Here is a 12,374-nt window from a genome sequence, read left to right as displayed (position 1 = left end):
TCCGAAGAGAGCTGGTCTCACGAGAGGTAGACCCGGCTAAAAGGAGGCTCATAAAGGGATCTCGGTTTTTACTCCTGGCAAACTCAGAGAACATTGTAAATCATAACGGAATGTCCAAGCTACAATTAGCCCTCGAAGTCAACAAACCCCTCGTGCAGGCTTATTGTCTCAAGGAGTATTTCAGGCAGGTATACACTCGCAAACACCATTTCTGCCGCGAAGAGAGAGATCCTCGCATGGTATCATGGAAAGCTCTCTACAGCAAAGGTCGAAGGCATCAATAATAAGATCAAAGTAATGAAGAGAAACGCTTGCGGACATAGAGATGACTACTACTTTACGCTCCGTCTATTCTCTCTCCACGACTGCTCCATCACGCGTAATGTCGGATGAACCGACTTTGGTCTGCCAGAAAGTCAGGATACAAGAAAAAGCAGGCATTAAGTACCCGACGATGGCAACAAATCTCCAGCCTGCGGAATTGAGGACAGAGATCAGAAGGGCGACTTTAGGAAATTATAACTACCTTTGCACTCGCAATGAGAGAAGTCTTGTTGCCTTCGCCTAGGGGTGCCTGTCCGCAAGGGCAGGCTGAGAGCAGACCCTCCGAACCTGTCCGGTTAATTCCGACGTAGGAAAGTGCGTGATTCCGACCGCCTCTGTGCAGGCAGTCTCCATCATTAAGATCTGCTCGCCCATACCCTGTGGGCTTAGTGCCGTAGTTGTGACACTTACTTTATCATTTTATATGAGCAGATACATGAATAATCTCATCACCAGACTACTGTCTGTCGGAGCTCTCAGTGGAGCTCTCCTCCTCGGCGCCAGCGCCCAGGACATCTCTCGAGAGTATGACCTGGAAGCGGTAGAGGTCCTCGGCATTCGTCCCGGACAGCTCACCCCGGTCACCAAGCAGACGATCAAGCTCCCCGAGCTGAAGCTCCATACCACCGCCTGGGACGTGCCGACGCTCCTCCGCGGTACTCCATCCCTCCTGATCACCCAGGATGCCGGCACGATGGGCGGCTACACCGGCTTCTCCATCCGTGGCGTCGACCCCTCGCGTGTCAATATCACGGTCAATGGCGTCCCGGTCAATGACTCCGAGAGTCAGGCGGTCTTCTGGGCCAATATGCCCGACTTCGGCAGCCGCCTCTCCGATATCGTCATCGTCCGTGGTGCCGGGTCGTCCACCTTTGGCGCCGGTGCTTTCGGTGCGACGATGGATATGCGCATCGCCATCCCCGAGGCTGAGGCGGGTGGTAGCGTCTCCACCTACTGGGGCTCCTACGGCATGCGCCGCGATATGGTGCACCTCTCGAGCGGCATCCTCGGCAGTGGCTGGCGGCTCAATGGCTCACTCTCTCGCACCTCGAGCGATGGCTACATCGATCGAAGCGGCAGCAAGGGACTCTCATACCTGATGCAGGCCTACTACGGCGGAGACAATTACTCCCTCCAGCTGATCCATCACCTCGGTGATCAACAGACTCAGGTGGCGTGGAATGGTATCGCCCCCGAGGATATGGAGAAGCTTGGGCGCACCTACAATAGCGCCGGGCTTATGAATCCGGATGAAAAGGATGTAGCGAAGCAGAAGTTCTATCCCGACCAGAACGACAACTACAAGCAGGGGCACACCTACCTGATCTTCAAGCACTACCCCTCGGATCGCTTCAGCTACGATGTCACTCTCCACTACACGAGGGGTTTTGGCTACACCCGAGAGTTCCGCTCCGGACGCAAGTACAGGGAGTACTACCTCGTGCCGATGAGTGATAAGACGAAGGGGAGCCTGATCCGCGAGAAATATCTCGACAACCACTTCCTCGGCGGGATCGCCAATGGTCTCTGGACGCTCGACAAGGGCCGCATCAATGCCGGACTCTCCGCCAACCGCTACTGGGGCGACCACTACGGGATCCTCCCCTGGGTCGATGGCTACAAGGTAGGGCAGGCGACCGAGTTTGGACCCTACTATCCCGATGCCGAGTACTACCGCAACTCCTCCTCCGTCCTCGACCTCTCCGCTTATGTCAAGGGTGAGTGGGACTTCACTTCCACCCTTATGGGCTACCTCGACCTGATGTACCGCCATGTCGGCACCACAATGACCGGACTCTCCGACAAGCCCTCCGACAGGACCGGCAAGATGGATGTCCTCGACTACAGCGGCGACAACGCTCCGAGGTACAACTTTATCCTCCCTAAGGTGGGACTCAATTACCACCCCTCCCGCCACCACTCTTACTACATCTCCTACGCCACAGCAGCCAAGGAGCCCAATCGTAAGATGTTCACCGAGAGTCGCACCTACGACAAGGACGGCGAACGCGTGCTCCCCCGCCCGGAGTACATGGGCGACCTCGAGATCGGCACCGAGCAGAGATGGGGAAGTGTGGGACTCTTCGTCAATGGCTACTTCATGCACTACAAGGATCAGATCGTACCCAATGGTCAGAAGAGTGACGTGGGCGAAAACCTGATGATCAACGTCCCCAAGAGCTACCGTCTCGGCGTCGAGATGGGCGCTGACTGGCAGGCGCTCCCCCAGCTCCGTCTCGCAGCTAATATCACCCTCTCCCGCAATAGGATCCAGGACTACACCTTCTACGAGACGATGTACGATGCGGAGTGGAATGAGATCCCCACGGAGGTTCACGAGACCTCTGTGCCGATCGCTGACGCCCCCTCCATCATCTCCAATCAGTCGATCACCTGGACGCCGATCAAGAACCTCATGATCGACCTCACAGGGAACTATGTCGGTGACCGCTACCTCGACAACAGCGGTCTCGCCGATCGCAAGATCAAGGGCTACTACCTCGCCAATCTGACCGTCAATTACGGCATCGACCTGCCTAAGGGGCAGCGCATCGACCTGCAGGGTCAGGTGATCAACCTCCTCAATACTCAGTACTCCACCTACGGCGGCGCTGAGGGCTACTTCTCCAAGGACGAGCAGGGCAAGGTGACCCGCAGTGCCTGGACCTGGTTTTACCCCGCCGCACCGATCCACTTCGTTGCCGGCGCCACCTATACCTTCTGATAGGTCTATTATTCTTAACTAAAGCGTGATGGGGCTCCCCACTCTGAATCTCAGGGTGGGGAGTCCCTTTTTTGCGTGGTCGGTCTCGATGGAAACTAAACCCGATATTAGTGATCCCTATTACCGGGTTTGGTGATCACTAAACCCGGTAAAAGATTTTTTCTCACCTGCTAGACCGATCCGTATCGGACGAGTCGGACAAGTCGGACGGGTCGGACACCCAGCTCTCTCCACCAGCCTGCAGTCCTCCCTGCCTGAGCTGCTTGTGGAGGATTCGACGGTTTTTTTTTCGAAGGGTGGGGCTGTGAAGTCAAAGAATTTGGTAGCTTTGTGATGGGCTTTGCCGGAGGATCGCTCGCACATCATTAGGCGAGGGGCCGAGGGTGAGGTACCCGCTTCCATACATAAGAGAGACTGAGATATGATATCTTTTTTCCGCAACTTCGGTACGGTCTATGCCGTACAGCACACCGCACCCTTGTCCGAGGAGGATCATAAGACCCTCGGTTGGCTCTTTGACGGAGCCACGGAGGTCAAGGCTCCACTCGCGGGTACCTTCATCGGTCCGCGGGCGGAGATGATCACCCCGTGGAGTACCAATGCGACCGAGATCGCCCACACTGTCGGCATCGACTCCGTCGAGCGGGTGGAGGCCTTCCTCGAGGCTGAGCCGGGTGTGCCCTACGACAGGATGCTGCTGCGGCAGTACGGGACGCTGGACGAGGAACTCTTCGATACCAAGATCGAGAAGGCTCCCCTCCTGCCGGTGGAGGATCTGCGGAAGTACAATAGCGAGGAGGGTCTCGCTCTCTCCGATGAGGAGATCGACTACCTCGAGGGGGTGGCACGGGAGCTGGGGCGTCCGCTCACGGATGCGGAGCTCTTCGGCTTCTCGCAGGTGAATAGCGAGCACTGCCGGCACAAGATCTTTGGCGGCACCTTCGTCATCGACGGGGAGGAGATGCCGGAGAGTCTCTTCGGGATGATCAAGAAGACGAGTAAGCTCAATCCCAATGGCATCGTCTCCGCCTATGCGGATAATGTCGCCTTTGTGGAGGGACCGGAGACGGAGTTTTTCGCTCCTGAGCGGATGGACCGCCCCGACCTCTACCGCACCGAGGAGACGGAGACGGTGCTGGCACTCAAGGCCGAGACGCACAACTTTCCCACCACTGTGGAGCCCTTCAATGGTGCAGCCACCGGCTCCGGCGGCGAGATCCGCGACCGGCTCGCCGGGGGTAAGGCGTGCCTGCCCCTCGCCGGCGCAGCGATCTATATGACGCCCTACACCCGTCTCGACAAGTCGCGCCGCTGGGAGAGCGCCATCACTGCCCGTCCCTGGCTCTACCAGACGCCGCAGGAGATCCTGACGAAGGCGAGCAACGGGGCATCGGACTTTGGAAATAAGTTTGGCCAGCCCTTGATCGTCGGTTCGCTCCTCACCTTTGAGCACCAAGAGGGTAGCGAGGTATGGGGGTACGACAAGGTGATCATGCTCGCCGGCGGTGTCGGTCTGGCGCGGAAGCGTGATGCGCAGAAAGGGCATGCCGAGGAGGGCGACGCCATCGTCGTGATGGGGGGAGACAACTATCGGATCGGTATGGGCGGCGGCGCCGTCTCGTCGGTAAATACCGGCAGCTACGCCGATGCCATTGAACTCAATGCGATCCAGCGCTCCAATCCTGAGATGCAGAAGCGGGTCGCCAACGTCATCCGCGCCATGGCGGAGGGGAAGCGCAATCCGATCATCTCCATCCACGACCACGGCGCCGGAGGGCATCTCAATTGCCTCTCCGAGCTGGTGGAGGAGACCGGCGGTGAGATTGACATCGACCGTCTACCGATCGGTGACCCGACGCTCTCCGACAAGGAGATCCTGAGCAATGAGTCGCAGGAGCGTATGGGCATCCTGATCCATAAGGAGGACCTCGAGGACGTGCGCGCCATTGCCGAGCGGGAGCGCGCCCCCTTCTACCCCGTCGGGGAGGCCAAGGCGAGCGGGAAGCTGGTCTTTGACCACCAGGAGACAGTCGCACCGGCGGCGCTGGATCTGCGGCTGAGCCACCTCTTCGGCTCCGCCCCCAAGACAATCATGGAGGATGAGACAAGGGAGACCACCTTTGCCGATCCCGACAAGAACCCGCTCGCCGGGCGGAAGCTCGCTGACGTCATCGCCGACGTGCAGCGACTCGAGAGCGTCGGCTCCAAGGACTGGCTGACGAATAAGGTGGACCGCTCCGTCACCGGTAAGGTGGCGCGCCAGCAGTGCTGCGGTCCGCTCCAGCTGCCTCTCTCCGACCTCGGCGCCGTGGCGCTCGACTATCGGGGTGAGGCGGGTATGGCGATGGCTCTCGGTCATGCGCCTGTGCCGGCGATGATCTCCGCTGAGGCGGGTTCCCGTCTCGCCATCGCCGAGTCGCTGACCAATATCGTCGGAGCACCCCTGCGGAAGGGGCTCGAGAGCGTCTCGCTCTCCGCCAACTGGATGTGGCCCTGTCGCAACCCCGGTGAGGATGCCCGGCTCTACGCTGCCGTCAGGGCGGCATCCGACTTTGCCATAGCCCTCGGGATCAATATCCCGACCGGCAAGGACTCCCTCTCGATGACCCAGACCTACCCCGACGGGCAGCGGGTCACCGCTCCCGGTACGCTGATCGTCACTGCGGGAGCCGAGGTGACCGACGTCCGCCGGATCCCCGACCCGGTGCTGAAGGATGCCCCGGGGAGTGCGGTGCTGTACGTCGACTTCTCTTTCTGCAACCGTCACCTCGGAGGCTCTGCCCTCTATCAGACGCTCGGCAAGGTGGGCTCCACCACGCCCGACGTTGTGGACGTGGACTACTTTGCTGACGCCTTTGGTGCGATCCAGGAGTTGGTCAGTGAGGGGAGGATCTTAGCGATCCACGACCTGTCCGCCGGCGGTCTCGTCACCGCTCTCCTCGAGATGTGCTATGCGCGTACCGAGGGAGGAGTGCAGCTCTCAGCCGATCTCCTCAGTGAGGGACCGCTGGAGGAGGTGCTCTTTGCCGAGAATCCCGGCGTGCTGATCCAGGTGGCTGACCCGGATAGCGTGATGAAGTCACTCGAGGAAGCGGGCGTCGCCTCCGTCATTGCCGCCCTCCCGATCGAGGAGCGGCTGATGCGCATCGGCGAGGAGGAGATAGACATCGATGAGATGCGCCGTGCCTGGGAGACGCCGTCGCGCCTCATGGAACCTGAGCAGGCGTCCAAGGAGTGCGCCGAGTCGAGGACGAGGGAGCAGCTATCCCAGCCGCTGGACTACCGGCTACGCCCCGGGCAGAGACGCACGCTCGCCGACTACGGCAAGAGCCGGGATCGGAAGGAGCGGAGCGGCATCACCTGCGCCATCATCCGCGACAAGGGGACCAATGGCGAGCGAGAGATGGCCTACGCCCTCTGGCTGGCCGGATTCGACGTGCGGGATGTCCATATGAGCGACCTGATGAGCGGTCGCGAGACGCTAGAGGAGTGCCGGATGATCGTCTTCTGCGGAGGCTTCTCCCATAGTGATGTGCTGGGGGCTGCGACCGGCTTTGCCGCCGGCTTCCGGTACAACGACCGGGCCAGCGAGGCGCTGCGGAAGTTTTACGCTCGCCCCGACACCCTCTCGCTCGGCATCTGTAACGGCTGCCAGCTGATGGGGAAGCTGGACCTCCTCTACGGCGAGGAGCGGAGCTTCCGTCTGCTGCACAATGAGAGTGGAAAATTTGAGTCCACCTTCCTCACCCTCGAGATCCCCGAGACAAATAGCGTGATGCTTGGCAGCCTTGCCGGCACGAAGGTCGGCTGCTGGGTGGCTCACGGCGAGGGGCGCTTTGACCTCTCGGCAGACCCCCACAGCTACTCGGTGGCTGTCCGCTACGGCTACGAGGCGTACCCGGGCAACCCCAACGGCTCACCCGAGCGCATCGCTGCGCTGGTGAGCGACGATGGGCGTCATCTCGCGATGATGCCGCACCCGGAGCGGTCCGTCTTCCCCTGGCAGTGCGGTTACTACCCTGAGGCGGGGGATGAGGTGACGCCATGGTTTGAGGCTTTTGTCAATGCCTACGAGTGGTGTCTGGCACACCGCTGAGCAGGCTTATATAATAGGTATCATCTATCATGAGTAAAACGAATCATCAACAGGCGGAGAAGCCGCGACCACATCAGTACGTCGATGAGGAGTACTCCGCACCTACGATGCAGGAGGAGCCGCGAAGCCTCTGGGGCTGGTTTGTCCGCTGCATCACGACCCGCTATGCCGACCTGAGTGGTCGGGCGCGCCGCTTTGCCTTCTGGAGCTTTGTCACCTTCTACATCGCCTTCATCCTGCTGGCGGTGCTGATCTGCTGCGTGGAGACCTACTTCTCGATCAAGGGGTATGGACCCTCCGAGATGGAGCTGAGCAATCCCGGCTTCTACCTCGATATGGCTCAGGGGACCTGGACCTTCTGGCTCATACCGTTAGTGCTGGCGATCTTCTTCATCCCCATGGTGACGGTGACGGTGCGACGCTTCCACGACGTGGGCATATCGACCGGCGTCTTCCTGATCCTCTTTGCTGTGCAGTTTTTCTTCCTCGTCATGGGGCTGATCGACAGCGACATCGCTGAGGGCGAGCTGGAGGCGACGCTCAACTTCATCTCCGAGCTGGTGGTCTGTGGCTTCCACCTCTTTGTCGTCGTCGTGGCGCTGATGCCGGGGAAGAAGGGCCCCAATAGGTACGGTCCCGACCCGAAGCGTCGCGGGGCACAGATGGACATCGAGATCGTCTGACTCTGTGGCTGACCTTATGGAGCAAGCTTCCCGTGTGCCTGGCGAGCGACACCTGACGCTGTGGAGCTACTTCTGGACTGCTCTCACGCGCCGTTATAGTAGCTTCGATGGCCGATCGAGAAGGCTGGAGTTCTGGAGCTACTACCTCTTCATCGTCCTCTTTTACTTCCTTATCCTTGCAGCGCAGGCACTATTGGACGGGGTAGACGTGACGAAGGCAGCGCTCATCACCCCCTTCGGCATCGAGGGGATCCTCTCCGGCTATGGCGACCGACCCTACTTCGATGCGCCGATGCTGGTGTGGGTGATCCGGCTGCTCTCCGTCGTGCTCTTTGTCCCGACACTTGCCGTGAGCTGTAGGCGGTATCACGATGTGGGGCTGCCGGCGTGGCTCTTCTGGATACTCCGCGGGACGATGCTAGCCTGGGCGGTCGTCGTGTCACTGAAGTACGGTGCACAGGACTTCGGGAGCTCACTCTTCCAGGTAATCTCAATTGTCGTCGGGGTCGTCGCCCTCGCCGACCTCGTGATCCACCTCCTGCCGGGACAGAAGGGAACTAATAAGTATGGTCCCGACCCCCGACAGAGCCTACCACCACAGGAGGTGGAGGTTTTGCGAAAGAAATAAATTGGTATCTTTATCCTGTCTCTCAGCGACGAGAGGCAGGATATTTTTTTTGCACTCAACTATTATGATACCAAGCAAGCAAGTAGAGGAGCAGGAGTCACTCTTCCGGATCTTTATCTCATGTATGACTCGCAAGTGTGCCACCTTTGCAGGCAGGGCACGGAGGAGGGAGTTTTGGGGGTATATGCTCTTTGCGATCCTCTTCGGGGGGTTGCTGTGCGGCATCGTCGCCGGGGCGTCGGCTCTCGGCTGGATAGACACTTCGGATCCGCTCGCAGGGTCGGGCGTCATCGTCACCTGTATCATCGGACTGCTCGCCCTCTGGCTCCTCATCGCGGGGATGGCTGTGGCGACGCGTCGCTTCCACGACTGCAACCTGCCCGCTTGGCCGGTGCTGCTCGGTATGCTGCTTCTCCTGCTGCCGATCCCGCTCTTCTTTACCCCTTATGGCAGCTTCGGCGGTCCCGGATTCTTTGTCCTGTCGATGCTCCTCGCTGCCTGCGCGCTGATCTTCATCCTCGGCGTGGCGATCATCCCCGGTGGTAAGAAAAAGAATAAGTACGGTCTCGCTCCCAAGGGCGAGTGATACTCAAAACCTCTTTAATACAAACTTGACAATGGAAGTGATCCAAAACAACAACACCGCCTCGCAGGGCGAGAACCTCTCCGTCTGGGGCTACTTCGTCCGCTGCATCACGAAGAAGTACTCCGACTTCTCCGGCAGGGCGCGCCGTAAGGAGTGGTGGAGCCTTGCGCTCTTCGAGCTACTCATCGTGTCGCTCCTGTCCATCCCCGTGGTGAGAACCTTTGGCAAAGATTTCGCAGCCGATCCGGAGATAGCGCAGTATATGGCACAGAACCCCGGCGATATGGAGTACGTCTACTCGCTCTTGGGTAGTAACGTATTCTTCTGGGTTTTGGTGATCGTGGGGATCTTGCTGCTGGTTCCGACGCTGGCAGTGGGCTGCCGTCGCTTCCACGATGTGGGGATCTCAACCGGGGTCTTCTGGGTCGTCGGCGGGCTGACGGTCCTCAGTAGCCTTGTCGGTGTGCTTCAGGTGATCGCTCCTAGTGTCATTCCCCAAGCTTTGTCAGGTATTGTCTCTTTCCTTTCTATGCTTGCCACGCTTGCCATGCTGGTCATCGCCTTTATCCCAGGCAAGATCGGTCCCAACGCCTACGGACCTGATCCCAAGCCCGCTCCCACCTACGAGGGCTACGGTCAGAGCTGATCGGTAAGGAGAAAAGCAAAGAGAGAGGCTGTGCCGCAAGTTGCGACACAGCCTCTCTCTTTGGGTATGACGGGGAAGCTTACTTCTTCGCCTTGCCCTGGTTGGCAACGGCGTCCATCAGCTTCTTGATCGTCTCGGGGTCGCCGAGGAAGTAGTCCTTGATGACACGGTAGTTGTCGGTCTCGTCGAGCTCAAAGACGTAGGGGATACCGGTCGGGAGGTTCAGCGCGGGGATATCCTCGTCAGAGATCCCCTTCAGCACCTTGACGATACCGCGGAGGGAGTTGCCGTGAGCAGCAACGATTACATCGTCGTGATCCTTGAGCGACGGCAGGATCTCGTCATTGAGGTAGGGGAGGATGCGGGCGACCGTCTCCTTGAGGCTCTCGGTGAGAGGCAGGTCCTTCGGGTCCACTTGAGCATAGCGCGTGTCCTGGAAGGGGCTGCGAGGATCATCCTTCTCCAGCTCCGTGGGAGGTACGTCGTAGCTGCGACGCCAGACGTGCACCTGCTCGTCACCGTACTTCTCTGCGGTCTCAGCCTTATTGAGTCCCTGCAGCATGCCGTAGTGCTTCTCATTGAGGCGCCAGGTCTTGCGGACGGGGATCCAGTCGAGATCCATCTTGTCGAGGACGATATTGAGGGTCTTGATGGCACGCTTGAGGTAGCTGGTGTAGGCTAGGGTGAAGTGAAATCCATTCTCCTTCAGCGTCTTGCCGGCAGCGGCAGCCTCCTGGATGCCCTTCTCCGTCAGGTCCACATCGGTCCATCCGGTGAAGCGATTCTCCAGATTCCACTCACTCTGTCCGTGGCGTACCAGTACTAATCTTTTCATACTTTGTATCTACTTATTTTGTGAAAAAACAGGTCGTTTACTTCTCTCGCTCCGCAATGTAGTCGCAGAGCCGATAGAGTAGCTCCAGGCTCCTCCCCTCGGGGATCACCCGGGTGTAGTGCTCCTTCGCCTCGCTCAGGAGGCGGCGCATCTCCTGCTCAGCGTAGTCGATCCCGCCGCACTCTATAGCGAAGTCGGTCAGGGAGCGTATGTCCTCGTCACTCAGCTCGCTCTGACGCAGCACTCGGCGAGCGCGCTCCCCCTTGCGCCCACTGTGCTCCAGGGCATAGATAAGGGGAAGGGTAACCTTGTGCTCCCGCAGATCATTACCTGCGGGCTTACCCAGCTCAGGCGTGGGGAGGTAGTCAAATATGTCGTCGCGGATCTGGAAGGCCATCCCCAGCCGGAGGGTCGCCTCGCTGATCTCGAGCGTGGTCTCGTCGTCCTTCCTGCCGGCGAGGATCGCCCCGAGCGTGGCGGAGGCGGCAAGCAGTGACGCGGTCTTGCGACGGATGATGTCGTAGTACCACTCCTCGCTCGTCTCGGCCAGCTGCGATGCATCGTCCTGCATCAGCTCGCCCTCCGTGAGCGACTCGCCCACATGGCTCAGGATCTCGAGCACGAGCGGCTCCTCCATCTGTACGGCAAGGAGGATAGCCTTGGAGAGGATGTAGTCCCCCATCAGCACCGCCTTACGATTGCCGAAGAGCACGTGGAGCGCCTTTGTCCCTCGACGCATATCGCTGTCGTCGATCACATCATCGTGGATCAGCGTCGCGACATGGATCATCTCGATGAAGGTCCCCCCCTGCACGACACGATCGGAGATCTCGCCAAATGCCGAGGCGACGATGCCCATCAGCATCGGGCGTAGTCTCTTGCCCGGATGGCGACGGAAGAGCTCCACTGCATGCCGCAGGGAGGGCGAGTCGCTCTCCAGCGTCTCGCCCATCAATTGGTCGATGCGGTCAGAGATGCCGGCGATGTCCTCAGGGAGGTTGTCGAAGTAATTACTCATGCTCATACAACAGTGCAAATTTACACAATTATCGCCGCTGTCTAAAATCCGATTCCGCCGCCAGCCAGCCACACATCAACCAGTTAGCCACACATCAATACGATTAAAAAGAGCTTCTTCCGATATTCTGTGCGATGAGCGTGTGCGGACGGTCTGACGTGTGTGGTGCGGAAGCCGCTATACCCCCCATCTTGCGGGATGAAATCCGCAAGATAATTCGGTGACGTAGTTTATAGTGATGATTACGAACTGTGAAGAACAGAGAAAACTGGAAATCCAGTATGATTGTAAAATGAATGAATGTAACTGCTCACAATTACAATGGATACCAGTTTTCTATACAATGGTCTAGGGCTAAAAGGTCTATAGTGTACCGAAACCCACTACAAAGGTAGCGAAATTGTCATGGATGTCCAGTATGCCCAGGGGTGACGCATTTGAGCCTTAAAGCAGAGAAGTGATAGTCCCTGTCGCTGTGCAATCCTGTCGACTGATCTCAGTCCTGCTGCTACTGCCTGCCGATCCCGCAGGGGCGAAGCCCCGGAGGGATCATCGCTTTTTAGACCGGGTGTCGAGGCACGCAGTGCCGAAGACCCCGGGAAAGGACGACGCATTCAAGGTATACGACCCCGCCAGGGTGTCGCACATATCAGTCAGTCAACCAGTGCGATACCCTAGCGGGGTCGCGGGATCGCTTGCAATGCCTGACCCCCGGGTCGTCGGGGCTACGCCCCTCGACCCGGGTCTAAAAAGCGGGCACCCCTGTCGGGGTGCATCGTTCACCACTCTTCACAGTGAGTGGAGTGACTCCTGTAACGCTCAAATGCGTCAGC

8 protein-coding genes, 1 pseudogene and 1 riboswitch are annotated in these 12,374 nt (G+C 59.0%); of the genes and pseudogenes, 7 read left to right on the top strand and 2 right to left on the bottom strand.

Going from position 1 to position 12,374, the window contains the following annotated elements; genetic code table 11:
* Positions 1-11 precede the first annotated feature (11 nt).
* The 7 genes and pseudogenes from B088_RS08810 (at position 12) to B088_RS07350 (ending at position 9,688) form a co-directional block, all read left to right on the top strand.
* Positions 12-393: pseudogene (locus tag B088_RS08810) on the top strand (transposase).
* A 163-nt stretch (positions 394-556) separates the two neighbouring features.
* Positions 557-656: riboswitch (TPP riboswitch) on the top strand.
* Positions 657-748: 92 nt separating this feature from the next.
* A complete protein-coding gene (locus tag B088_RS07375; RefSeq protein ID WP_245546737.1) occupies positions 749-3,049 on the top strand; it encodes a TonB-dependent receptor in 2,301 nt (766 codons plus the stop codon).
* 421 nt (positions 3,050-3,470) lie between these two features.
* Positions 3,471-7,145, top strand: a complete 3,675-nt coding sequence (gene purL / locus B088_RS07370; RefSeq protein WP_018107778.1) for a phosphoribosylformylglycinamidine synthase — start codon at positions 3,471-3,473, stop codon at positions 7,143-7,145.
* A 29-nt stretch (positions 7,146-7,174) separates the two neighbouring features.
* Complete coding sequence (locus B088_RS07365) at positions 7,175-7,828, top strand: DUF805 domain-containing protein (protein ID WP_018107777.1); 654 nt, start codon at positions 7,175-7,177, stop codon at positions 7,826-7,828.
* Between the two features lie 16 nt (positions 7,829-7,844).
* On the top strand, positions 7,845-8,456 hold the full coding sequence (locus B088_RS07360) for a DUF805 domain-containing protein (RefSeq protein ID WP_018107776.1): 612 nt from the start codon (positions 7,845-7,847) through the stop codon (positions 8,454-8,456).
* 64 nt (positions 8,457-8,520) lie between these two features.
* Positions 8,521-9,042, top strand: coding sequence for a DUF805 domain-containing protein (locus B088_RS08415; RefSeq protein WP_018107775.1), 522 nt, complete (start codon positions 8,521-8,523; stop codon positions 9,040-9,042).
* A gap of 31 nt (positions 9,043-9,073) precedes the next feature.
* The gene (locus tag B088_RS07350) at positions 9,074-9,688 is read left to right on the top strand and encodes a DUF805 domain-containing protein (RefSeq protein ID WP_018107774.1); all 615 of its coding nucleotides are present in this window, start codon (positions 9,074-9,076) and stop codon (positions 9,686-9,688) included.
* Between the two features lie 79 nt (positions 9,689-9,767).
* Here B088_RS07350 and gpmA read toward each other — a convergent pair whose 3' ends face one another.
* The gene (gene gpmA / locus B088_RS07345; protein ID WP_018107773.1) at positions 9,768-10,523 is read right to left on the bottom strand and encodes a 2,3-diphosphoglycerate-dependent phosphoglycerate mutase; all 756 of its coding nucleotides are present in this window, start codon (positions 10,521-10,523) and stop codon (positions 9,768-9,770) included.
* Positions 10,524-10,560: 37 nt separating this feature from the next.
* Positions 10,561-11,547, bottom strand: coding sequence for a polyprenyl synthetase family protein (locus tag B088_RS07340; RefSeq protein ID WP_018107772.1), 987 nt, complete (start codon positions 11,545-11,547; stop codon positions 10,561-10,563).
* Positions 11,548-12,374 lie beyond the last annotated feature (827 nt).

The sequence above is a fragment of the Porphyromonas bennonis DSM 23058 = JCM 16335 genome, from assembly GCF_000375645.1.
Lineage (GTDB): Bacteria > Bacteroidota > Bacteroidia > Bacteroidales > Porphyromonadaceae > Porphyromonas_A > Porphyromonas_A bennonis.
Note: the sequence above shows the minus strand (reverse complement) of the source record. Positions and strands in the feature narration are given on the sequence as shown.